This is a genomic window from Agriterribacter humi (genome assembly GCF_009192765.1).
GTDB classification, from domain to species: Bacteria; Bacteroidota; Bacteroidia; order Chitinophagales; family Chitinophagaceae; genus Agriterribacter; species Agriterribacter humi.
Genome location: NZ_VOHQ01000001.1, coordinates 494884 through 521082, shown reverse-complemented (window position 1 = coordinate 521082; position 26199 = coordinate 494884). Strand labels below are relative to the sequence as shown.

Genomic DNA, 26199 nt, shown 5'->3' with positions numbered 1-26199 from the left:
GCGAACAGCATAAAAATGTAAATCATGTTTAAAGTTGGTATCACCAGGGATTTTTTAACCCAAGAGGGGAACCTTACATACAAGGATATGGGGCTGGACATTCTGGAGAAAGCAGAAGGCATAGTATATGAATTCATGGAAGAAAACCAGTCTCCTGTAACACCTGATATGCTAAAAGGATACGATGCCGTTATTTCGCTTTCGCCTGCTTACAATAAAGATAGTTTTAAAGGTGTAACCCAACTGAAGGCTATTTGCCGTTTTGGTGTTGGTTATGACATGGTTGATCTTAATGCCTGCAATGAAGCGAATGTGCTGGTAACCATTACCCGCGGAGCGGTAAATCATTCTGTTGCCGAATCTGTTATTACCTGGATGCTGGCGCTTACACACCGCGTATTTGAAAAGGACAGATTAGTACGAACCGGAAAATGGGATGAGCGTAGTATGTATACAGGAACTGAATTACGCAAACGCACACTGGGTATTATTGGCTTGGGCGGAATAGGTGGAAAGTTAGTGCAGATGCTTAATGCCTTCGATATGAATCCACCTGTTGCCTACGATCCTTTTGCAGACCCGGTTAAGGCTGAAGCGTATGGTGTTAAGTTAGTTGACCTGGATACGCTCATGCGGCAATCAGATTTTGTATCGGTTAATTGTCCTTTGACGGAGGAAACACGAAACCTGATCAGCACGCACGAATTGTCTTTGCTGAAAAAAAATGCTTATATAATTAATACGGCAAGAGGCGGCATTATCAATGAAGAAGCCTTAATAAAAATACTGGTTTCAAAATCAATTGCAGGTTATGCAACAGACGTATATGAAAAAGAGCCGCCTGATGAGGATCATCCTTTGTTTAAATTGGATAATGTAATGCTGGCGCCGCATTGTATAGCATGGACAGATGAATTATTCCGGGAAATTGGCCATATGGCCTGCCAGCAGGTGCTGCAGATTGCGCAAGGCAAAATCCCTGACCATGTAATCAATTCCGAAATTCTGGATCACTGGCATAATGCAAAAAAATAAAATCATATTGTTATGAATGCAAACACATCAGCAAGAATTCCTGTTTATCAGCAATACATTAATGGTGAATTTACAGGAAACAATAACGAACATATTGAAGTAATTGATCCATGTACTGAAGAGGTAATAGCCTTAGTGCCGAGGGGGCAAAAACAAGAAGCAGATCTTGCCATTTCATCAGCAAAAGCCGCGCAGCATGCATGGAGTATGAAACCTTCAGTTGAAAGAGCCTCCTATTTAAAGCAGATGGCCCAGGTAATAAGAAAAAACAGGGTACATCTTGCCGAAACATTGGCCAAAGAACAAGCTAAAGTTAAAGGCCTTGCGCAGGTTGAAATAGATGTAACCGCAGAATACTATGATTATTATGCCGGGATGGCAAGATCCTATGAAGGTGAGATCATTCAAAGCGATCGCCCCGGAGAGCAGATATTTCTTCATAAATTTCCTATTGGAGTAGCTGTAGGGATTTGCCCGTGGAATTTTCCATTTTTTGTGATGGCAAGAAAAGTAGCGCCCTCTTTACTAACAGGCAACACGGCTGTAATTAAAGTGAGTGAAGAAGCGCCCTTAGCCTGCCTGGAGTTTACCAAATTATTAAACGAAATTAATTTACCGAAAGGTGTACTGAATGTTGTTTGTGGATATGGTGAAGAAATTGGCGAAGCGCTTACCAATAATCCGGATGTTGGAATTATCAGCCTTACTGGCAGCGTACAGTCGGGGCATAAAGTAATGGCTGCAGCAGCGAAACATATCACGAAAGTATCGCTGGAACTGGGCGGCAAAGCGCCGGCAATTGTATGTAATGATGCGGATATTGATCTGGCCGTAAAAGCTATTGTAGCATCGAGGATCATCTACAGCGGGCAGGTATGCAATTGTGCTGAACGGGCGTACGTGGAAGAAGGTATATACGATGCTTTTATAGCAAAACTGGTTCCTGCAATGCAAGCAGTAAAAACCGGGAATGCATCGCTGGATGATGGTATAGATATGAGTGCGCAGATCAATACAAAGCAACTGGACAAAATAAATTCAATGGTAAAAAAAGCGCAGGAAGAAGGAGCTAAAGTTGTGTTGGGAGGTAAGAAGAATGAAAGCTTTTCAAAAGGATATTTTTATGAACCAACTGTATTGGTAGATGTAAAGCAGCATTTTGAAATAATGCAAAAGGAAATATTTGGACCTGTTTTACCTGTGATGAAAGTTAAAAATTTTGATGAGGCGCTGCAATTGGCCAACGATAGTGATTATGGACTAACATCTTCAGTATACACTACAGATCTTAATAAAATGCTTAAAGCAACAAAGGAACTTAAATTCGGTGAGGTTTATTTTAACAGGGAAAATTTTGAAGCCATCCAGGGATTTCATGCAGGCTGGAGAAAATCAGGTATTGGCGGAGCTGATGGAAAACACGGGTTGGAAGAATACCTCCAAACGAAAACAATTTATATACAACAGAGCTGACGACTTTTTTAAAAATTATACCTGTCTTACTTAAATCTGAAAATTGATATTATGAACAATTGCATACCTGAATATATGAACAGAAAAAGAGAATTACTGCAGTCAGATCAGACGGCCATCAAACATGCCAGCAGATCTTTTAGTGTGTATATGCCGTTAATTTCAATGATCATATTGTTATGCTGTGCAGGACTGCCTGCAATCGTTAAAGGCAATGATCTTGAAGTAAGAACCGAAACCAATAAAATGGCGGAAATCACGCTTACGTCCACCCGCACTTATTCTGATCCCTTTAACCAGGTGATGCTTGATGCTGTATTTACTGATCCCAATGGGAAAGAATTTAAAGTGCCTGCATTTTGGACAGGTGGCAATGTCTGGAAGGTGCGGTATGCCTCTTCTGTAAGGGGTAATCATCGTTTTAAAACGATATGTTCAGAAACAGATGACAACGGCCTGCATGGCATTTCGGGTATAGTGATCGTTAAGAATTATACAGGACAAAATCAGCTTTATAAACGCGGCGCCATAAAAATTGCAGATGATAAGCGACATTTCGCTTATGGCGATGGCACACCTTTTTTCTGGCTGGGGGATACCTGGTGGATGGGATTAACAAAGCGGTTACGGTGGCCTGAAGATGTTAAAATGCTTGCTGCCAACCGTCAGGAAAAGGGATTTAATGTTATACAAATTGTTGCAGGATTATACCCGGATATGCCCGCATTTGATGAGCGTGGGGCAAACGAAGCAGGATTTCCCTGGGACACGGCATACACTGTTATCAATCCGGCATACTTCGATGCAGCAGATCAAAGGATATTTTTTCTTGCTGATCAGGGCTTTGTTCCATGCATTGTAGGCGCATGGGGATACCATCTGCCCTGGCTTGGAACTGGAAAAATGAAACAGCATTGGCGTTATTTAATTGCACGCTGGGGAGCCTTGCCCGTGGTATGGTGTGCTGCAGGTGAAACAACTATGCCCTTCTACCTTTCTAAAAATAAAGAAGCAGATAAGGAATTGCAGAAAACTGAATGGACAAAAGTTATACAGTATATGCGTGATACAGATCCTTTTCACAGGGTTGTAACAACGCATCCATCAAGAACGGCCCGGGCCTCATTGAGCGATCCTTCTCTCCTTGATTTTGATATGCATCAGAGTGGCCATGGTTCCGTTGCTTCCAAACAATCTGCGTTAGCACTGGAAGGTTGGAATACAGAACCTGTTATGCCTGTTATCAGTGGTGAGGCAAGATATGAAGCATTGGCTATACCTATCCCACTTCCTGCAGCGGCTGCAAGGCAGGCATTCTGGGCGCATACAGTTAATTCAGGTTTAGCCGGACATACGTATGGCGCCAATGGTATATGGCAGGTAAATGGTCAGGATAAACCTTATGGCGCTTCGCCCGGGGGAAATAACTGGGGAATTACTCCCTGGCAGGATGCGATGAATTTAGCAGGATCAGCACAGCTTGGAGCAGCCAGAAAGCTAATTGAATCACTTCCGCAATGGAATAAGTTTGAGCCGAAACCTGAATTGATCACAAGCTGGTCAGGAAAAGATACTTCGCTTTGTGCTGTAGCGGGTGAACAGACAGCTTTAGCATATTTGCCTTCGCCGGGTACAATAAAGCTTCGGTTATCCGGCGCCGGTACTAAGTATACAGCTTCGTGGTTTGACCCTGTTGCAGGCAATAAGCTTCCGGAGTTTATACTGACTGCCGATAGCTCAGGAAATGTCACCTCAACATCCCCCGCCGGGAATCAGGACTGGGTGCTTACGCTCAAAAAAAGAAAATAAAGGATAAACAATCCTATTGCATCAGGAGTAATTTGAAATATGCTTCTGCCTGAAAAAGACAGATCTAAGTACAATTAATATAAATACAATCAACCACGAACGTAAAAGGAAAAGATACAATGAGTCAAAGATTTACAAATAAAGTTGTTTGGGTGAGCGGTGCAGCACAGGGAATTGGTCGTGGAATAGCGGAGTATTTCGCAGAGGCAGGGGCAAAGGTAGCTTTGATAGATATCAAGAAAAAAGAAGGTAGTGAAGTAGCTGAATCAATCAGAAGCGGAGGGGGTATTGCCGAGTTCTTTTTTTGCGATCTTAATGTAGAAGAATCAATCCATAGCTCTATAGAAAATACCGTAAAATTTTTCGGCGATCTTCATATATTGGTCAATAACGGAGCAGTGAACTTTGTAAAAGACCTGCATGAATATAGTTCAGAAGAATGGGACTGGCAGATGAGTGTAAATCTGAAGGCTATATTCCTGAGCTTTAAGTATGCTTATGCGCATTTGAGAAAACATGCGTCAAGCCATATTGTAAACATAGGTTCAGTCAGCAGTTTTGTTGGTCAGGCCAAAACACCCGGATATATTGCCGCCAAGGGTGCTGTAATTATGCTAACGAAATCTATTGCCATAGATTATGCATCTGAAGGCATACGATGTAATGCTGTTTGCCCGGGTATAACGGATACACCCATGCTTAGAGCACACATGGGTAATGATGTGGATATACAGGAACGCCTGCAAAGAGTGCCCGGAGGACGTATGCTCAAACCAAAAGAAATAGCTGGAAGTGTGGCATACCTGTGCTGCGATGATTCGGCCGGCGTTACAGGCATAAGCTTAATTGTAGATGGCGGTTATCTCGCAACAGCGGAATGGAAAGGGATACCGGCTTTATGATAACCATTGAGGTATTTGTTTTGTTACACCTGCTTATTATTCATTTGCTGGTGAATATTTATAAGCTTGATTATTTGATGTGTAAAAGATGATAAAATAGTGAACACATGAAGGAATTACAACTATCATGCGCAGATTTTACTTTCCCTTTACTACCGCACGATAAAGTGCTTAGGCTTATTGCTATGCTTGGGTTTAAAGGGATAGATGTGGGTCTTTTTAGCGGACGTTCTCATTTAACGGCGGAAAGCGAATTTCCACAAATAACTAAGCAGGCAAAAAATCTTAAAAAGAAAGCGGGTGACTGCGGACTGATTGTAGCTGATATTTATCTGCAACTCGATAATGATCTTGCGAAATATGCTGTCAATCATCCTGATAAGAAGCGCAGACAATTTGCAAGAGATGGTTTTTTGAAACTGCTTGATTACGCTAAAGAAGCAGGTGCAGATCATATTACATGCCTGCCGGGAATGCAATTTGAAAAAGTAGAGCCACTTGATGTTTCTATTGGCCGGAGTTACGATGAGTTAAGCTGGAGGATAGAGCAGTCCAAAGCTATGGAACTTTCTTTTTCTGTAGAAGTACATGTAGGGTCTCCTTTTTTGGGATTGAAGGCTGTTATGGCTTTAGTTAAAGCTGTGCCGGAATTGCGGCTTACGCTGGATTATACACATTTTATCAGGAATGGCTTTTCACAAAATAATGTGGATTCTCTATTGCAATATGCCAATCACTTTCATGCACGTGGAGCCAGGAAGGCAAAACTGCAAACTTCGATGACGGAGAATGTAATAGACTATAAAGATATTATTAGAAAAATGAAAAGCATGCAGTATAGCGGATGGATTGGCCTTGAATATATCTGGATAGCCTGGGAACAATGTAACCAGGTAGATACACTATCTGAAACAATTCGTTTGAAAAAAGTTATAGAAGCCGCATACGCAGGTTAAAAGCATTTGGTAAGAAAAAAATATTTGAAACAGCATTATAAATGAAAACGGAAGCACTTAAATTATTCAGAGAAAAAATATCCAGGAACGAATGTGTGTATGGAATATGGGTAACCCTTGAATCTGCAAGCATTACTGAAATAGCGATAGCATGTGGTATGGATTGGGTAGTAATTGATGCAGAACACGGGCACCTTGACTGGCAGGATATTATGCAACACATACGTGCCGCAGTACGGAGCAATACGGTAATATTGGTTCGTATCTCACATCTTGATGAAGCGCTTATTAAACGTGTGTTGGACATAGGTGCAGATGGAATAGTAGTTCCTCATATAGAAACTGCAGATGAGTTGCAATGTGCGTTATCCTTTGCAAAATATCCACCTGCCGGCAGCCGGGGTATTGGAGCAGAACGTGCCACTGCCTGGGGGGCATGTTTTATGGACCATGTAAAAGAGTCCAACGAAAATGTTTTGGTTGTTCCTATTATTGAATCCGTTTCCGGGGGAAATAATATCAAAAAAATGCTGGAAGTTTCCGGCACGGATATTTTCTTTTTTGGACCTGCAGATTACTCCGCTTCTGCAGGTTATGCAGGCCAATGGGAAGGCCCCGGCATTGCCACTCAAATTAGCAACATTAAAAATGCTGTTGTAGATGCAGGAAAATCCTGTGGCATCATAGCCTCTGGTATAGATGATATATTATACCGGACCAGGGAAGGGTTTCGAATGATAGGCTTAGGTACTGACGGCGGATTGATTTTGAAAACAATGAAAAATCTTTTAACAAACCTGGGGAAAGAGATTAATATCAGGCCTGATCTTTCTGTAACCAATATAAAGGCTGGTGAACAATATACATTACCGGACAATATACCACAATCCAATCGTTTAGAAACGATTTGTAAAACAGGCGAAGGCGACAAAGTTGAATTAGCACCGGGAATTATTTGCGAAGCGCTTACAGGAGCACACAATAATGCAGTAGCATTATTTACGGCTATTGTAACATTTGATAAAGGTTATACTGTATTACCCGCACACACACATCCGCATTCAGAATCAATAACACTGATCAGCGGAAGTGTATGCATTGAAGTAGAGAACCGGAGATATTTTCTTCAGCCCTTAGATAATATTACTATTCCGGAAGGACAGGCTCATTGTGTTAAAAATACGTCTATGGAGGAGAACGCGGTTTTGCATATCGCTATGCCGGTTGATTCACCACAACGTGACCTGGCAAAGATGTCTGAAACCGGACTCAAAAATATACCTGATGATTTTTGCGGGCATGCCGGTCCTGAACGTATTACCCGCTATAATTTTGCACGGCGTTACAGTGCAGGGCCTAATACTGAGTTTATTGATTTCTTTAATGACAGTATGATGCCTGGAATTGGTATGAGTGGCGGGTTTGGGCTTTTTTATGAGGGTGGCAGGTTGCCGGCGCATTTTCACGATTTTGACGAATCCATTTGTATCACTTCCGGAAAAGCGACCTGCTTTGTGGAAGGAAGAGCGTATATCATGTCTGACTTAGCCACTGCGTTACAGCCACGCGGACGGATACATTATTTTACCAATCAGTTTTCACAACCAATGGCAATGATATGGGTATATGCCGGTGCAATGCCGGTTAGGGTAGAGGTTCCTGATAAATATGCATTGCCAAAATAAATATATAATGTTAGATAGTCTCTAAATAATATAGCCGCATTCTGTTCGCCTGGTAGAATCAGACAATAAAAAATCTGTTCATCAAATCTCATCTTCATCAAAGTAGGGCAGGACCTTATTTTAATTAATCAGCTTTGATAGAGCGGCAATCAGGAATTTTAACACTCTTAATAAGTAGTGCTGAACAATAATTTTTTATGCTGTTTTAACAATAAAACAATCAACAATCAAAAAGTATAAATGAATTGTCAGGATGTCCATTTCAACTCAATTATCATTACAGTAATTTTAGCACATTAATATTTCCTTTATTCCAAAACTCACTTTCACAACGCAGCAACAAATCTGTAAAAAAACAAAAACTAGTTATTATGAAAAAACGAGGATTGCCATTCCCGTCCTGGAAGATGTGTAGCATGATATTGATTGTACTACTCGGCTTTCACAGTTATTCTTCCGCTCAGAACCTTTTAAAAGTTTCCGGTATAGTTGCCGATTTGGCAGACGGAAATCCTTTGGTCGGTGTTACTGTAACGGTTCAGGGTACCAACAAAGCTACCAAAACCAACAATGCGGGTGCTTTTACTATTGAAGCTGTTAAGGGCGCTTCTTTGGTATTCAGCTTTACAAGTTACAATTCACAAACCGTAGTGATTAACGATGACAACGACATTAATATTACTATGAGCGCAGTATCACAAAACCTCAGCGAAGTAGTAGTAGTCAGCTATGGTACACAGAAAAAGAGAGAAATAACCGGCGCCATTAGTAATATCAGTGCCAAAGAATTAAAAGACTTGCCGGTTACCAATGTAGGACAAAAATTACAAGGCCGCTTAGCCGGGGTTCAAATTAATCAGAACACCGGGCAGCCGGGTGCTAATATGGCCATCCGTATACGTGGTGCGGCATCTATTAATGCAGGTAATAATCCATTGATTGTAGTAGACGGGTTCCCTATTGAAAGCGGATTGAATGCCATTGATCCGGATATGATTGAATCGGTGAGCGTGCTTAAAGACGCGGCAGCATCTTCGCTTTATGGTTCAAGAGCTGCTAACGGCGTATTATTGATCACCACCCGTCAGGCTAAAGCGGGTCAGCGCAACATACAATTCACGAGCTATGTAGGTGTGCAAACCGTTTCAAACCGCGGCAAGCCCGATTTAATGGATGCACGTGAATTTGCACAGTTCAAAAAAGAATATTACGAAGACGCTGCGAGATATGAAGGCTATACCGGTGGCGTGCCGGCACAATACCAGAATCCTGAACAGATTGATCCATCTAAAGGAACCAACTGGTTTGATGTATTGTTGAGAGATGCACTTATCCAGAATTACAGTTTATCGCTTTCATCGGGTAGTAAGTTTGTAAGATCAGTAGTAGGCGTAAGCTACAATAACCAGGATGGAGTAATGATCAATCAAAATTCCAAGAGGTTTACAGCATCAACCAATAACACGTTTTACGCTTCAGATAAACTTACATTTGGTTTGAACGCGGGTATTACGCATCAAACAGATAATATTACACCTGGTCTTGGTAATGGTCGTAATATTATACAGGTAGCCTACCTGAGTGATCCGGCGCTGAAATACAAAAATGATGATGGAACCTACCCCATCGGGTTCGCTCCTCCGGGCATGTTCTCCACTCCAAACTATTACAAGGTGTTAATGGAAACCGTTAATCCCAATAAATCATTAACGCTCATAGGTAGTGCCTACGGTGCGTATAAAATAATTGACGGACTTGAGTTCAAAAGTAGCATCAACGTTAATATTAATAATACAATTAACAGGACATTCAGGCCTTCAACTATCCTGGGCGGTCCTCAACCGGCTGCCTCTGCATCGGCCAGTTACAATACCAGCAGCTTTACATCATGGATGACTGAAAATACGCTCACTTATACCAGGCAGTTGTTTGAAAAGCATAACATCGAAGCGTTTGCAGGCTATACTGCACAAAAAGTTACGTTTGAAAACAGCGGTATCAATGGTTCGCAATTCCCTGACAATAACATTGAATGGCTGAACGTAGCGGCTACCAGAATTGGTACAGTAAGCGCTAACGATTACTCGGTATTGTCATATATAGGCAGGGTAAATTACAACTATGATGGTAAATACATTTTATCGGTTGCACTTAGAAGCGATGGCTCGTCAAAGTTCGGAACCAACAACAGGTACGGTACCTTTCCGTCTGTTTCTGCCGGTTGGGTAGTATCGGATGAAAAATTTATGGGTGGTATCAGCGCCATAAACTTCCTTAAGCTTAGAGGTAGCTGGGGTAAAGTAGGCAACAATAATATTGGTTATTATACTTACCTGGCAGGCGTAGCCCAATCCAATTATGTATTCAATAATCAACTGGCATCAGGAAGTGCTTTAAATGGTATTGGCAATGCTAACTTAACCTGGGAAACTACAGAAGGATATGATATAGGTCTGGATGTGTCGTTATTGAATAACCGTATTTCATTTGCATACGACTACTATCGTAAAAAAACGGATGGTTTACTATATGGAATTGACATCCCTGTACAATCCGGTTTTTCTACCATTACTTCCAATATCGGCCGCTTTGATTTCTGGGGTCATGAATTTACCATTGATACCAGGAATCTGACCGGGGCACTCACATGGAACACAAATTTCAATATTTCCATACCCAAAAACATTGTTAAAAAACTGGGAACCAATGATGCGCCTATAGGCGGTTACCAGGAATATTGGGATGACAACAGGACTGCTGTTGGTATGCCAATAGGGATGTTTTATGGTTATATCAACACCGGTGTTTACATGACACAGCAGGAATGGGAAGCACAGCCGCACAATTCTACATCAATGGTGGGTACTGCACGGTTTGCAGATGTTGGCGGTCCTGACGGAAAACCTGACGGAAAAATTGACGCCAATGACAGAACCTGGATCGGCAATCCCAATCCCGACTTTTTGTTTGGTATGACCAACAGCCTGGAGTACAGGAATTTTGACTTCAGCGTAATGGTTTCGGGTTCCGTAGGAAACGATATTGCGGATGATGCCTTTCAATCAACAGAAAACCTTGATGGCGTATTTAATGTTAGAAAAGGCGTAGTCAACAGGTGGAGGTCTGAAGAAGATCCCGGTGATGGCATTTATCCCAGAACCAGGGCGGGTACTACTGCTGATTTCAGAAACTTTACTACAAGGCAGGTGTTCAGTGGTACTTATCTTGCAGTTAAAAATATTACATTAGGCTACCGTGTACCGCTCAACACCAATGCAACAATAAAAAGTGTTCGCGTTTATTTTACCACTCAAAATCCATTTATGTTTACTAAATATCCGGGAATGAACCCTGAAATTAGTTTGAATGGTTTAGATGGCTTAAGGTTAGGTCGCGACTTTACGGCATTCCCTATAGCCAAAGTATATACATTAGGTGTAAACGTTCAATTTTAAAACCTACACTTAAACTCTCATTATATGAAGAATAAAATATTATTAGCAATCATATCGGCGGTTTTCCTTTCTTCCTGCAGCAAGGATTTCTTAAACCTTACCCCGCCTACATCATTGAGCTCAGCATCCTTTTTTAAAGACCGTACCCAGTTCATGCAGGCGATGAACGCGGCATATGTTCCCTTACGCGATGTAGCTATTATAGGTGTTTATGAGGACGAAATGAGGTCGGACAACACCTTCTTTACTATTTACCAGGCCAACCGCGGCTTTGAACCTCACAGGGAAGCTTATTCACAGTTTACGAATAACGCGCAATCAAGTGCTACCCCCAATTCGCCCGGCAACAGGTGGGGCAGTGATTATGCTGGTATTTCGAGAGTAAATACCATACTCAACCAGCTTACAAACAGCGACTTCCTGTCGCAGGGTGCAAAAGATACCCTCATGGGTGAAGCTATGTTCCTGAGAGCTTTCTATTATTTTGACCTGGTTACGCACTACGGCGGTGTGCCTTTGCACCTTGAACAGATCCAGAATGCAGAAGAATCCTTTAAACCCCGTAATACGGTTGATGAGATATATACTCAAATAAAGACAGACCTTGCAACAGCTATTCCGCTATTGCCAACCGTTACCAGTTTTCCCCAAACGGGCCGTGCAAGCAAAGGCGCTGCAAAAATGTTGCTGGCCTATGTATACATGACACAGCCTGTGCGTGATTACCCGAAAGCCGAACAGGAATTAAAGGATATCACCAATATGAATTATTCGTTGCTTAACGACTACGAAGATGTATTTGACCCTGCCAATAAAAATCACAGCGAATCTATATTCGATGTGCAGTATATGTCGGATTTAGTGAGCGGGCAGCAAAGCCAGTTTGCATGGCAGTTTATGCCAAAGGCAACCAATCCACAGTTGATCATGGGCTTTGACGGAGGCCGCATGAATATCTTCAGCGGATGGAATGTGCCAACAGATGAAATGGTTGAATCTTATGAAGCCAACGATGAAAGGCTGCCTGCATCTGTTGCTGTGGTAGAAGGCACCATCAGTGGCGTGGAAGACTTTACCATTACAGAAATGAAGAGTCCTGTAGGTTATACGCCAACGCCAGGCACCAGTTTCAGGTATATGGTAAAAAAATATTTTCATCCGCCTTATGCAGTGTCTTTCAATACACCAGACAACTTTCCTGTCTTCAGGTATTCGGGAGCGTTATTATTACTGGCTGAATGTTTGGCAGAACAAGGCAGAGAACCTGAGGCGCTGCCTTATCTTAATAAGGTGCGCGACAGGGCAGGGTTGGATGATCTGGGTGTAGCCACCAAAGAAAATATTGCCAACGAGATGCGTCACGAACTGGCGTTCGAAAATCATCGCTGGCTCGATCTGATCCGCACTGGTAAAGCAATCGAAACAATTACAGCCAAAGGAACCCGCTTAAAAGCTATCTACGGCTGGATATTGCCCGCAGCCTTTACTGTAACGCCGGAAAAATTAGTTTATCCTATTCCGGCAAGAGAAATACAAATCAATAAAACCCTGGTTCAGAATACAGGCTATTAGTATCAACGGCACGGTAAATAACAGGAGATAATGTAACAATTATTTCCTGTTATCTTTTTAGAGCATACGGAATAATCAAAATCCTGCATGCTACGCTTTATCGATGGAAACAATCCTCTTTAATAGCATTATAAAATTGAGTTGATGAGAAACAGATACCAAAATATCATATGCGCTTTCCTGTTGGCAATGGTCAGCTTTGCGTTGGTGCCGGGTTTTAAAGAACAGGCATTGGCTGTAACTGAGCTGCGTTGTGAATATCTTGATAACCCCCTTGGCATTGATATGGTGAAACCCAGCCTCGGCTGGATCATTAAGCCGCCTGAAGGAAACAGTTTGACGGATATTAAGCAAACAGGATACCAGGTATTGGTGGCATCATCTCCGGCATTATTAAAGATGAATAAGGGCGATCTGTGGGATTCCAAAAAAGTAGCGTCTGAAAATTCTACACATATAACTTATGGAGAGGCTGTGCAGGGCGGGGCTATAGGGAAGGCACTTCGTTCTGAAATGCGCTGCTACTGGAAAGTAAGGGTGTGGACAAAATCAGGTAACGGAAAAGAGGTGGTTTCCGATTGGAGCGAACCTGCTTTGTGGACAATGGGATTACTCGATCAAAAAGAATGGACCGGAAGCTGGATCGGATTGAATGGTGATGCCGAAATCAAAGATACGGTAACAGAGCATCGCCGCCTGGCATCAAGAATGTTGCGCCGTGAGTTTGCAGTACAAAAAAAAGTATCACGCGCTACAGCCTATGTATGCGGTGTAGGCTTTTTTGATTTATATATGAATGGCAAACGCATTAGCGACCAACTCATGAACCCGGCATTGTCGGGGTATAATGAGAGGCTGCTGTATGTTAGTTTTGATATGACAGGCGAAATGAAACAGGGAAACAATGCAATGGGAGTGGTGCTGAGTAACGGCAGGTTTTTTGCGCCCAGGATAAAAGTGCCTGTTCCCATGCACAATTATGGATACCCGAGATTATTGATGCAGTTGCATGTTGAATACGAAGACGGAACAAAAGAAATTATCGGATCTGACAATAAATGGAAAGCTACAGCCGATGGACCTGTTCGTGCAAGCAATGAATATGATGGGGAAGAATACGATGCCCGGCTGGAAATGCCGGGATGGTCTGCGCCAGGATTTGACGACAGCAAATGGAAGCCTGCGCAGATGATGCCAAGCCCCGGAGGGAAGATGGAAGCGCAGATGATTGAACCCATACGGGTAACCGAAACGCTTCATCCCAGAAGAATTTTACAGCCAAAGCCGGGTGTATGGATGGTAGATTTTGGTCAGTCTTTTTACGGCGTTATCCGGTTAAAAGTAAAAGGTGCCCGCGGTACTACAGTAAACCTGCATTCTAGTTTTAATGTTTTGCCCGATGGTACGTTGAAGTATCAGAACGATCGCAGTGCGTTGAATATGGATAAATATACTTTAAAAGGAGAGGGAGAAGAAGACTGGCATCCACGGTTTCGTGGAAACGCTACGCGGTGGGTGCAGGTAGAAGGTTTTCCGGGAATTCCTGATATTAGCAATTTTGAAGGGCTTGTTACGCATACTGATTTTGAAAAGACAGGCATGTTCTCTTCTTCAAACGAATTATTAAATCGTGTTTATTTAAATGCGAAATGGGGTACCAGGATGCAGAACAGGAGTTTACCTATGGAGCCAGACAGGGATGAACGTATGCCCTGGAGCGGGCATCCTGCCAAAACCTCTGAAAGCGAAGGATGGGTATTTAATGTGGCAAGGTTTTACGATCATTTCTTACACAACTACAGAACACATCAGGGTAGCGATGGAAGCCTGCAGGAGATCCTTCCTCCTTATTGGACCTTTAACGGAAAAGGTATTCTTTGGCCCAGTGTAGCAACCATTATACCCGATTGGTTTTATAACTTTTATGGTGATGAGCGCATTTTGAAAGACAACTACCAGATGATGAAGCGCTTTGTGCTGTTCACTAAAAACGCGTACCTCAAGGCAGACTTTACTACTGATCACTGCGATTATGGAGATTGGGTGAATGCCATAAACATGGGTGGTTCGGGTGAACAAACACCGAAGGCATTAATGGGAACGGCCTATATATACAATAATGCAAGGATAATTCAAAGAGCCGCGAAAATATTGGGTAACAAGGAAGATGAATTATATTTTAAGGAATTGGCAGATAAAATGTATACAGCTTTTAATGACCGTTTCCTGGACAAACAAAATGGTATTTACCAGAGCGGGTCGCAATGCGCTTATGTGCTTCCGCTGGCATTTGGACTTGTGCCCGATGCGTATAAAGAAAAAGTAGTAAATAATCTGGTGAAAGATATTATGCAGACAAGGAAGGGACATACCTCTGTTGGATTGATTGGTATGCAATGGCAGATGCAGGTGCTAACGAATGTGGGGCATCCTGAAGTAGCATATACCATTGCAACACGAACAGATCTGCCAAGCTGGGGGTATATGATATCCAAAGGGGCAACCACCAGTTGGGAATTGTGGAACTCCGATACTACGGGGCCCGGTATGAATGGAGAGAGTCAAAAAATACTTTCCGGTAATTTTGAAGCATGGTGCTATCAAACGCTGGGCGGTATAAATTATGATCCTGAACGTCCGGGTTTCAAACATATTATCTTAAAGCCGGAACCTGTAGGTGATCTTAAATTTGTTGATGCTTCTTTTAAATCATTATACGGTGTAGTATCAAGCAGGTGGAGAAAAGATGAAGAAGCATTTAACTGGAATTTTACCATTCCGCCTAATACAACGGCTTCAGTATATATTCCGGTTGGTACTGAAAAAAATATCATCCTGGATGGTAAGCCTTTAATGAAAACCATTGATTCAGGGAAAGACAAAGTAACCGGCCGCATAGTACTCAACCTGGGATCCGGCGATTATAATATTTATGTTAAAAAATAAAAAAAGGTGGGCTGGAAATGCAGCGCAAAAAAACCGGAACAGAGTCCAGGCTATTGATAGAAAGCAGCTTTAAACAACGGGAGATCGCTCCCGATGATTTCCTGTTGTTTTTCTTTGTTGTACGATACCAAAATCTTTGATTTAATTTCTTTACCATGATCAATAATATTTCTATCAGGCACTTCCTGTTTATACTGATTGTACACCTGCAACTGGCTGTCCATAGCCAGTCCGCATTACAGGAAAATGAAAAGAACCGCTCAGTCAAAGTGCAGGATCGGAATGGTAATCTTGTTTTGCATATTAACTACGACAAAAAATGTGTAATAGATAAAGTGCAGATACCGGGTGAAACACCCGTATCTAATGATGAAGGTATTTTCAGCTCGGTTAAACTAAAAGGGGAATGGTTCAATACCCGGTCAGATATTCCCGCACCTGAAGTAAGTGTTATAAAAAACGGGCTTTTAATTGACGGTATTTATTATGGTGAAAAAAATAACCCGGTCAAAGAAAAGTGGACATTTCATTCCTATGCTGATTATATAGACTGGACCATCGAACGAAAATATCCCGGCACACTTACATTAGAAGACACCGGTTTTCCGCAATGGTCATTTAATAATATGGAAACCTGGACGGGGGCTTTACTGGGAACAGGAGGCGTAGCATGGTGCAAACTTTTTAATAAGCCCAATGCGTCACTTGCTAATCATACCGGTATCGTTACACTTTGGAATAAAGATAAAAGATCCGGACTTCGCATATATCCTGTTAGTCCAAAGCAAGAGGTAGCCGTACGCTTCAGCCGTCAGCCGGATAACAAATGGACACTCCATTATACAGCCAGTAACAACAGGCTTACCACAAAACATGGGCTTAGCCGGTTTATTGCAAACCGGCAGGACATCTGGGATACCCTGGAAGCAAGCGGCACAGTAAGCATTACCTATCGTTTGAAGGCGTTTGATTATGATAAGGATTTTTACAGGGGAGACTTTCCCGGATTCAACGGTAAGTCCATAGGCAGTGTACTCAACACCATTGCACGGGTGGGTATTATTGATGAAAACATTATTGGCTCTAACAACTGGCATCTCAGCGCGGGATTTGCGGTGCTGCACGAACAATGGATTGCCCAGATGGGGCTTGGGATAAATGATTCGAACTATCTTAAGAATTATCAAAAAACCCTGGATTACTACCGCGATAACGCTATTTCCAAAGACGGCCGTGTTAAATCGCGCTGGGCTTATGTCAAGGGGGATGAAGAGCCGGGCACCTATGATAAAAACGGCTTTTATGAGGCTCAGTGGGGAAGGCTCCTGGATTCAAATACCGACCAGGTAATAAATGTTGCAGAATTGTTTCACATGAATGGTGATTTTAGCTGGGTAAGAACCCATAAATCCCAATGTGAAAAGGTACTGGATTATTTGCTGCGCAGAGATTCTGACAATGACGGGTTAATAGAAGCAATGACGGATTCATACAAAGAAAAAAAAGGAAGCGACTGGATAGACGTGATCTGGGCATCATACGAAAATGCCTTCCTCAATGCCAAGATGTATTATGCCCTGACCAGTTGGGCTGAAATAGAAAAAATATTGGGCGACAATGCACGGGCAGATCAGTACCTGTTGCTTGCAGATAAACTAAAACGCCGGTTTAACCAGTCAACAAAGGAAGGCGGCTTTTGGGATGAAAGCAATCAGTGGTATGTTTACTGGCGCGATAAAGATGACCGGGTACATGGCAATAATCTTGTTACACCCGTAAATTTTATGGCTATAGCTTATCGTATTTGTGATGATAGTACCCGGCAGAAGGCGATATTGGATAAGGTGGAAACATTAATGGAAAAGGAAAATCTTTTTATGTGGCCCATCAGCTTCTTCCCGTTTGCGGAAGATGAAGGACTGCATGTGAATTATCCTTTTCCCAATTATGAAAATGGGGATATTTTTCTTGGATGGGGTGAAGTAGGTACCCGGGCTTATAAACAGCACAATCCTGAAATTCCGGTTAAATATATCAGGAATGTTTTGAATCAGTACGAGAAAGATGGATTGGCATACCAGCGGTATAGCCGCGGAAAGCAGGAAGGTCAGGGCGGCGACATACTGGCCAATAACGCATTGCCCGTTGTTGGTTTATACCGTAATATATACGGTATTCAGCCAAAGTACAATCGTTTGTATATTGATCCCAGCCTCACGGAAGCGCTTAACGGCACTATGGTCCAATATTGGCTCAGGCATCAATATTATACTTTGTCGCTTTCAAAGAATGATTATTCACTGAGCGCTGATTTATTTTCCATACACAGTACGCAAGACTTTGGAATGGAGGTAAAAAAAGGTCAGCTATTATACTTCCATAAGGATAATTCCAGCCCGGCTATGAAAGTATCGCGCGGCAAACACAATGCTGTTGACCTGTACATTGATGCATGGGATGCGGATAGCAGGAAATGGCGGGTGAAGTCGTCAGCGAACGCGGTAAAATTAACGTATGAACTATCCTCACTGGCTCCTGGCAGTAGCTATTCAGTTTTTAAAAATGGGAAAATTTATTTAAAAGCAAAGAGTGACCGGTCAGGGAATTTAATTTTTTCTTTAACGGTGGATAAAAAAGAACAAAAGAATAAAATTGAACTTTCCCGGGTGTTGCCGGGGGTGTAAACTGCGGCCAATAAAGCCGGCGTCTTTTTATTGTAATTCTTTTCAAGCTGCCTTTGGTACAGGTAAAATATGTGCAGCCTTTACAGTGTGTTGATTAAGGACCGAAACTGCCCTCGTTGTTAAGGCTTTAATAAATAATTAACAATAAAATATGGTACTATTTTGCTTCTAATCCGTCTACTATAAGGACAATATAAGAATATATTCAATTTTCTCATAAGCAGTTAGTTTTGGTTGCGGCCCCTGTTTTTACAGGGGCCAATTTTTTGCATGTGAAATGGAAAATTGTCATGCCTGTTTATGCTCAATGTGCTGACTGAGCTGGTTAACATGCATCATCACGGTTTCCGCCATCCTGTCGCAGCGGCTAAGATGAAAGTGAAGTATATCTTCTTTTTTATAAAAAGCGCTCAACGCGTTCTTTAAAATAGCCTTCGCACGATTCAGTCTTACTTTTACGTTCGCTTCACTAATGTCGAGGCATTGCTTTGTCTCCGCCACATTCATATTTTCAATCTCACGCATAATAAAAACAACTCTGTAGATTTCCGGAAGTTGACGTATGGCTTCGGTAAGGATCATTTTTAATTCCGAATTAACCAGTTCAGCAGCCGGTGTAAGCGTTTCTTTCATTCTTTGATAATATACTTCATTTTCTATAACAGGAACATTCAAAGCAATTGACTTTCCACCCTTTTTTAATCTTGACAGGCACTCATTGATCAGTATCCTGGTTATCCACGTTGCAAAAGTGGATCTGAAAGCAAATTTTGATACGTTTTCATAAGCATTGATGTAGGTCACCTGCATTACATCCTCTACTTCTGTATCGTTATTGAGGATTGCCATTCCCACCTTGTAAAGCCGTTGGTTATAGCGCCGGACTATTACGGCATAAAGCTCTTTTTGCCCTTGCAGTACTCTGGCGATGATTTCATTGTCAGGAAGGTTTTCCAAAACAAAATTTTGAACATTTTTCATTTTAATAGTTAAAGCTTATGTTAGAGATGCCTGATCATGCGAAGGTTACAAATTTTTGGTCTTTTATTTTTGTAACCTTTCGGAATGATCCGGCTCTAATGGAAACAGGAAATCATTCCCGGCAGGCAATGATCCGGAAATTTGCTTAACAATTGAAATTATCATCTCAGCATGGAAACACTTGAACATACAGTCAAAGTTTTATCGGTAGAAAAACTTACGCACGACGTTTTACAGATCGTAATGGAAAAACCAGATGATTATACGTTTATTCCGGGACAGGCAACCGAATTGTCCATTAATAGCCAATACTGGCGTGAAGAAAAAAGAGCATTTACTTTTACCGGTCTGCCGGAGGAGCCGTACCTGGAAATGATTATAAAAACATATCCTGCGCTCAAAGGTGTTACCAACGAATTATTAAAACTCCAGCCGGGTAATGAACTGATCATACGGGAACCCTGGGGCGCTATTTCTTATAATGGCCATGGTGTTTTTATTGCAGGCGGGGCTGGCATTACACCTTTTATTTCGATTTTCCGGCACCTCGCTTCAATAAATCGCATCAATGGTAACAGGCTGATATTTGCCAACAAAACAAAATCGGATATTATTCTTGAAAATAAGCTAAAAGACTTGCTGGGGAACAATTGCATTAACATACTCTCGCATGAAAAAGTTGCAGGATATCATTATGGATTTATTACGAAGCCTTTTCTGAAAGATCAGATTGAAGCTTTTGACCAGAAATATTATGTATGTGGTCCGCCGCCAATGATGACGGCTGTAACGCAATCATTATCCGATTTAGGAGTCGCCAATGATTCCGTAATACTGGAGTTGTGAACGCTTCCGTAAAGTTTTTTACAGGTTGGAGCTTTTAGTTTTTATGATTGAGCGGTTCCGGTACAACCGGGACCGCTTTTACAGTATATCCTTATCGTATAAGGCAATGACTTTGATGACCACCTGAGCTCCTCAATAAAATTCCTGATTTCCCTGTAACCTTTTTCATTCGCTTAACTCTAATTTCTATAGCAAAGCTTATATGAAAGTTTTATCCAAAAAACCGTTTATGATATACAAAAAACAAACGATGGTTGTGTTATTTATAATCGCAGCCCTAAGTATTACGCAATGTACCAAAACAGATATCAATAAAATACCGGAGCATCTGGATCCGGCATTGGTTGCTGAAGGAAAAGATATATTTCGCTTTGATAGTTTTGGCGATGAGGATTTCTGGTCGGGTTTGTTGCATATAGATAAGGCTATTGCCGGGTCAAACAATGGCGGTTTTGGTAGTGGAGTGAGCCCCAAAACAGCGCTGGCTGTTGGGTTGAAAGTAGATGCTGAGGCATTGCCTGCCGAAATAGTATCTGGGATTGCATCGGGAACGGTTGATCTTGACGATCCGGCTACTACACTGGCTTTACTGAAATTAAATGCGGTAGTGGGAGTGAAGGGAAACTTTAACCCGGAAGGCGCTTTAACATCAATAGGTATAACCTGTGCCTCCTGTCATTCAACAGTAGATGACTCATTTGCGCCCGGCATAGGGAAAAGACTGGACGGTTGGCCAAACCGCGATTTAAATGTAGGCGCCATTGTATCGCTAACAGATAATGCGCAGCCCATAGCCAGTATGCTGCATGTTGACGAACCCACATTAAGAACAGTATTGGATATGTGGGGACCCGGAAAATTTGCCGCTGTATTATTTTTAGATGGAAAGGCGCTGAAACCTGATGGTACTGCTGCGGCTAACCTTATTCCTGCTGCTTTTGGCCTTAAAGATGTAAGTCTTACAACGTATACGGGATGGGGCGATATATCGTACTGGAACGCATTTGTGGGAACCCTGGAAATGCATGGAAAGGGAACCTTAATTGATCCGCGGTTAAATGATGCGTCAAAATATCCGATAGCCGTGGAAAATAACCTGGGCAACACAACGCATTCCCCGGATCTCATTACCTCAAAGCTTCCGGCGCTCCGCGCGTACCAACATTCGATTAGCGCACCTAAACCACCCGCAGGCAGTTTTGACGTGGCAGCAGCAGGACGGGGTAAGGGCATATTCATGAATAAGGCAAAATGTGCCACATGCCACTCGCCGAAGTTGTATAAGGATCCTTCGACTATTCTGCACACGGCTGCTGAAATAGGGATTGATGATTTTGAAGCGATGCGCTCACCAACGGAGAAATACCGTACGGCTCCTTTGGGCGGTTTATTTGCCAGGGCAAAAGGCGGGTTCTATCATGACGGAAGATTTGCAACAATACCTGATGTTATAAATCACTACAATAATCATTTACAGTTGAATTTATCAGCGAATGAAAAAGAGGATCTGGCTGAATATTTGAAATCGCTCTGATGGTTTGGATTTGAATGGCAGTTAAGCTCCTCCTTATGTAGTGAGGGGCTTATATCCCGTTTTAGTTTTAGCTGCTTTTCTGCAAATGAAAGGATAAGACATTAGATACCCCCTAAACAATTAGTGTAAGAAACATTATTTATGATGACCATTTCGGAATTGAAACATCATATTGCGTATTGCAGGTTAAATGAAAAAGATAGTCAGAAGAGAATATATAATTCCTATTATAACCAGGCAAGGCTTATTTGTGAACAGTATACGGAAGATCACCAGGAATTGACCGCAATAATAAAACAGGGCTTTCAGAAGATGTTTAACCAAATCAGCCATTTTAATCCGGAGCCTAAAAACTGGATAAGTTCCTTTGACAGCTGGTTAAGAAAAATAATGATCTATTCTGCCATTGATCATTTGAGGAAGCATTACAGGAAGGATCTTTTTCTTGAATTAGATACAGCAATAATAGCTGCTTCCATTAAAATGGAAAGTAATAAAGATAAAGTTTCCATGTCTGAAATTCAAAAAGCGATAATGAAATTGTCATCCGCAGACAGAACTTTCTTAAAGCTGGCCCTGATAGAAAAGTTGGACTTTCATGATATAGCAGAATGCCTGGATATATCTGTGCAAATTGCTGAGGCTAATTTTTTAAGAACCGGGAACAGGTTGCGGGAGTTACTATCCGGCTTCAGTTCTCCTTTAATGCCCGGGAACAGCACTAAGAAAATATTCAGTTCCCGCTAATACTTCCGCTTACCCACTTCATGAAACATATCCTGCAGTTCATGTATTACAGTATTGCTTTCCGCTGCACATCTTATTAGCATTGCGGAAATTTTTAAGCAAACAAAATCTGTAATGATGAATCAAAAAGCACGGAGATGGAACTCCATAAAGAAACAACTATTTATCGGCAGTATATTATTCGCACTGCTGCCGGCAACAGGATGTAAGAAAGATAAGGTAAAAGTTGAACCACCGCCTTCTTATCATGTGAAGTTTAATTCCAATACCATTGCAGTGCCTTCCGCTGCCGGTCAGGAGGTAATGGTGTTCGTTGAATCGAACAGCAAATGGAAGATCACGCTTTCACAGGCGGCAGACTGGCTGGATCTGAACAAAACCAGCGGTACAGGCAATGATAGCCTGAAACTGAAGGTTACCAAAGATAATGTAACCGGGCAAAAAAGAACCGTAACCATTACTGCCAGCCTTACCGAAGGACAGGCCAGCCCGGCACAACTGGTGGTAGAGCAACCTGTTTTCGTGAACAATGTAACCATTTCCTGGAAGAAAGTACTGGGTGGTAACGGTAATGAGTATGCGTATTCTGTTGTTGCCCTGCCCGATGGCAGTCACGTGATTGCAGGCAGCACTTCCAGCAATGCCAATGGCGATGTAGGCGCTACAAAAGGCGGCATAGATTTTTGGGTAATAAAGCTTGATGGCAACGGTGCATTAACCTGGCAAAAAACCTTTGGCGGAAATGGCAATGACGTGCCCGCTTCACTGGCCGCAACACCCGATGGCGGCTATGCATTGTGCGGATACTCCAACAGCAATAACGGTGATGTGGGCGAAAACAAAGGTGGCGTGGATTATTGGGTACTGAAGCTGGATGGAACTGGAAATATTCGCTGGAAAAAAATATTGGGCGGCACCCATGATGATTTCCCTAACGGTATTACTGTCACCACCCAGGGTGCTATTGTAGTGGCAGGGTACACAGCAAGCAAACAAACAGGCGATGTGGGCAATAACCAGGGCAGCGAAGATTATTGGGTAGTGGCATTGGAAAACAATAACGGCAATACCATCTGGAAAAAAACAATGGGTGGCAATGGTTCCGAAAAAGCCAGGTCAATTATTCCCACAGCCGATGGAGGCGTGATAGTAGGCGGCGATGCCAGCAGCAGTAATAATGGCGATGTGCCGGTCACAAAAGGCAATATAGATTTTTGGCTGGTAAGATTAACCGGGGATGGCAATACGGTATGGTCAAAAACCTTTGGCGGAACAGGTAATGAAGCGCTGTATGGGCTTGCAGTGGGCAGCGATAATACCTTAGTGGCAACAGGTATTACAAAAAGCAATAACAGCGGAGATGTGGGACAGTCGAAAGGAAATGAAGATTACTGGGTTACGCGGGTGAACAGTGAAACGGGTGCACTGATCTGGCAAAAAACGCTGGGTGGCAACGCGGCAGATTACGGGCGCAGCGTAGCCGTACACGATAATGGAATTGTAGTTGGCGGATATACACAAAGCGATAACATTGGTGATGTTGACAATAACCAGGGTGGTTCTGATTACTTTATATTGGGTTTAAATAACGATGGTACAGTGGTATGGAAAAAAACAATGGGTGGCGATTCGGATGAACAATTGTATAGCATCAGTGCAACCAAAGACGGCAATTGCATTGCAGTTGGATCTACCTACACGAATAATAAAGGCGATGTAGGCGCCAACAATGGCGGGGGAGATTTCTGGGTAGTGAAATTTAGTACATCAGACAACTGATACCTGGTCAGCGGGCTGCATTGATCTGTTGATAAAATCAATGCTTTACAGCTACGGAGGCTGTCTCAAAAACTTGAGACGCCTCTTTTCTTGTACCTGGCAGTATTGTTTTTGTGATGAACAGTTTTTATCTACATTTGTCCAGATCGGAATACCTCTTGCCATGACAACCCTTAGTGATGAACAACTTTTTTTGCTTATAAAACAGGGCAGCAGTCCTGCCTTTGATGAAATTTACAACAGGTATTGGTATACATTATTTAACAGTGCCTACAAACGACTGCGGGACAAGGAAATATGCAGCGATGTTGTGCAGGATATTTTCACCGATTTATGGGCTGGGAAGTGCCGGGAACTTTTGATGCAGGATTTGAATTCAGCGGTTTTGATTTGATGTACACACCGGTTCAAAACTAAATACGTGTAAGGATTACTTGCATAGAGCATCTGCCAGTATTGGCCGGAAGTATCGCGAACGTATAATGTTTCTGCTGCCGTCAGGAAATTGAATATTTATTACCGGTAGTAGTATTAAGCTGCGTGAGGATGAGATTAGTATCGGTACATTTTGTAATGATTTATCTGGCTATATTGTTTGATAATGATAATGGTTATTATGAGTAATAAAATATTTATACCGGCAGTATTTTTTTTAATGTTGCTGGGGCGGCAATCTGCTGCACAGGATAATAAAACAGCTAACTTGGCCTGGGCACGGTATGTTAATCTGAAGGACTATTTAAAACCATTTTGGAAAGCAGATACCATTTACAGTGAAGCGGTTCAGCCCATAAAGCATGGCAAAAAGGCTCCCGAAGGCCGGTTGTTATTTTCTGCAGGAAACATCATATCGGTGAAGGATACCTATTTGCAGCGGGAATATAAAAGGGGGAAAGATTGGAAATATAAAAATGGAAAAATTGTGCTTACACGGAAATCCGCTATTCCTTATTTTACGAAGGAGGAGTTGTTTTTTTCGGACAAAAAAGACGGGGTTTCTATGGAAAGTAACACTGAAAAACATTACGTGCTTTTTAGTGAAGGCGGATTGTTGCAGTCAAAACAATTGTCTGTAACCTACATAAGAGCATCTCAAAGTCAGTGGGAGGGTAAGGTTCCTTTGTATGCAGAAAAACAACTTCCCAATATCCTTTCAAAGTTAAAAACCGGTACACCGGTAAATATTTTATTTTACGGCAACAGTATAGAAGCCGGGGCAAATTCAAGTGCAACAATTAATAAGCCACCTTTTTTGCCAACCTGGCCGGAAATGATTATTAATAACCTGCGCAATAACTATGCAGGCCCTGTTCATTATAAAAACAAATCCAAAGGCGGAATGTTGGCCAGTTGGGGAGTGGAGAATGCCGTTGCCCTGTTGAATACTGAAAAGCCCGATTTGGTAGTGATTGGGTTTGGCATGAACGATGGAACGTTTAAGATTGCGCCTAATGTATTTGTACAACAGGTTAAGGATATTATGCAACAGGTAAAAACAGCACATCCTTCGTGTGAATTTATTGTGGTTACTCCTATGCTTGCTAATCCTGATGCTGTTCAGAGCAAGATTCAAAAAGAATATCAGCAACCGCTCTTAAATCTGAAGGATACCGGCATTGCCATTGCTGACATGACCGCTATACATGAAGAATTATTGCGGCATAAGGCATACCAGGATATGACTGGAAATAATGTTAACCATCCCAACGATTACCTTGCCCGGTGGTATGCACAGGTAGTGAGCGCATTGCTGATACGGTAGGTATAGGTGAACCCGCGTTAGCCAGTGGTTATC

At 42.2% G+C, this 26199-nt stretch carries 17 protein-coding genes; 16 read left to right on the top strand and 1 reads right to left on the bottom strand.

The features are described from left to right. Window positions 1-24: 24 nt before the first annotated feature. From FRX45_RS01985 to FRX45_RS01940, 11 genes are all read left to right on the top strand, one after another. Window positions 25-1035: an NAD(P)-dependent oxidoreductase gene (locus FRX45_RS01985; RefSeq protein ID WP_152266710.1), complete on the top strand. Its 1011-nt coding sequence runs from the start codon at window positions 25-27 to the stop codon at window positions 1033-1035. A 12-nt stretch (window positions 1036-1047) separates the two neighbouring features. Next, complete coding sequence (aldA, locus tag FRX45_RS01980) at window positions 1048-2508, top strand: aldehyde dehydrogenase (RefSeq protein WP_152266709.1); 1461 nt, start codon at window positions 1048-1050, stop codon at window positions 2506-2508. A gap of 75 nt (window positions 2509-2583) precedes the next feature. After that, on the top strand, window positions 2584-4317 hold the full coding sequence (locus FRX45_RS01975) for an apiosidase-like domain-containing protein (RefSeq protein ID WP_193311551.1): 1734 nt from the start codon (window positions 2584-2586) through the stop codon (window positions 4315-4317). A 119-nt stretch (window positions 4318-4436) separates the two neighbouring features. Further along, the gene (locus tag FRX45_RS01970) at window positions 4437-5219 is read left to right on the top strand and encodes an SDR family NAD(P)-dependent oxidoreductase (RefSeq protein ID WP_152266707.1); all 783 of its coding nucleotides are present in this window, start codon (window positions 4437-4439) and stop codon (window positions 5217-5219) included. Between the two features lie 107 nt (window positions 5220-5326). Next, window positions 5327-6175 (top strand): sugar phosphate isomerase/epimerase family protein, encoded by an 849-nt coding sequence (locus tag FRX45_RS01965; RefSeq protein ID WP_152266706.1) that lies wholly within the window; start codon window positions 5327-5329, stop codon window positions 6173-6175. A gap of 41 nt (window positions 6176-6216) precedes the next feature. Next, on the top strand, window positions 6217-7860 hold the full coding sequence (locus FRX45_RS01960; RefSeq protein WP_152266705.1) for an aldolase/citrate lyase family protein: 1644 nt from the start codon (window positions 6217-6219) through the stop codon (window positions 7858-7860). A 371-nt stretch (window positions 7861-8231) separates the two neighbouring features. Further along, window positions 8232-11315: a SusC/RagA family TonB-linked outer membrane protein gene (locus tag FRX45_RS01955; RefSeq protein WP_226804850.1), complete on the top strand. Its 3084-nt coding sequence runs from the start codon at window positions 8232-8234 to the stop codon at window positions 11313-11315. 24 nt (window positions 11316-11339) lie between these two features. Beyond that, a complete protein-coding gene (locus tag FRX45_RS01950; RefSeq protein ID WP_152266704.1) occupies window positions 11340-12887 on the top strand; it encodes a RagB/SusD family nutrient uptake outer membrane protein in 1548 nt (515 codons plus the stop codon). Window positions 12888-13031: 144 nt separating this feature from the next. After that, on the top strand, window positions 13032-15833 hold the full coding sequence (locus tag FRX45_RS01945; protein ID WP_152266703.1) for a family 78 glycoside hydrolase catalytic domain: 2802 nt from the start codon (window positions 13032-13034) through the stop codon (window positions 15831-15833). A gap of 17 nt (window positions 15834-15850) precedes the next feature. Beyond that, window positions 15851-15973, top strand: coding sequence for a hypothetical protein (locus FRX45_RS23680; RefSeq protein ID WP_262884194.1), 123 nt, complete (start codon window positions 15851-15853; stop codon window positions 15971-15973). A 15-nt stretch (window positions 15974-15988) separates the two neighbouring features. Next, window positions 15989-18517: a glucosidase family protein gene (locus FRX45_RS01940; protein ID WP_152266702.1), complete on the top strand. Its 2529-nt coding sequence runs from the start codon at window positions 15989-15991 to the stop codon at window positions 18515-18517. A gap of 288 nt (window positions 18518-18805) precedes the next feature. Here the strand turns inward: FRX45_RS01940 and FRX45_RS01935 are convergent, their stop codons facing one another. Then, window positions 18806-19498 (bottom strand): sigma-70 family RNA polymerase sigma factor, encoded by a 693-nt coding sequence (locus tag FRX45_RS01935; RefSeq protein ID WP_152266701.1) that lies wholly within the window; start codon window positions 19496-19498, stop codon window positions 18806-18808. Between the two features lie 171 nt (window positions 19499-19669). On the opposite strand from FRX45_RS01935, the gene FRX45_RS01930 reads away from it, so the two are divergent. From FRX45_RS01930 to FRX45_RS01910, 5 genes are all read left to right on the top strand, one after another. Next, window positions 19670-20344 carry an FAD-binding oxidoreductase gene (locus FRX45_RS01930; protein ID WP_152266700.1) on the top strand — a complete coding sequence of 225 codons (675 nt, stop codon included), beginning with the start codon at window positions 19670-19672 and terminating at the stop codon, window positions 20342-20344. Between the two features lie 229 nt (window positions 20345-20573). After that, a complete protein-coding gene (locus FRX45_RS01925) occupies window positions 20574-21878 on the top strand; it encodes a hypothetical protein (protein WP_193311550.1) in 1305 nt (434 codons plus the stop codon). Window positions 21879-22019: 141 nt separating this feature from the next. Continuing rightward, window positions 22020-22625, top strand: a complete 606-nt coding sequence (locus tag FRX45_RS01920; protein WP_152266699.1) for an RNA polymerase sigma factor — start codon at window positions 22020-22022, stop codon at window positions 22623-22625. A gap of 114 nt (window positions 22626-22739) precedes the next feature. Then, window positions 22740-24404, top strand: a complete 1665-nt coding sequence (locus tag FRX45_RS01915) for a BACON domain-containing protein (RefSeq protein ID WP_152266698.1) — start codon at window positions 22740-22742, stop codon at window positions 24402-24404. A 616-nt stretch (window positions 24405-25020) separates the two neighbouring features. Next, window positions 25021-26166 carry an SGNH/GDSL hydrolase family protein gene (locus FRX45_RS01910; RefSeq protein ID WP_193311549.1) on the top strand — a complete coding sequence of 382 codons (1146 nt, stop codon included), beginning with the start codon at window positions 25021-25023 and terminating at the stop codon, window positions 26164-26166. Window positions 26167-26199 lie beyond the last annotated feature (33 nt).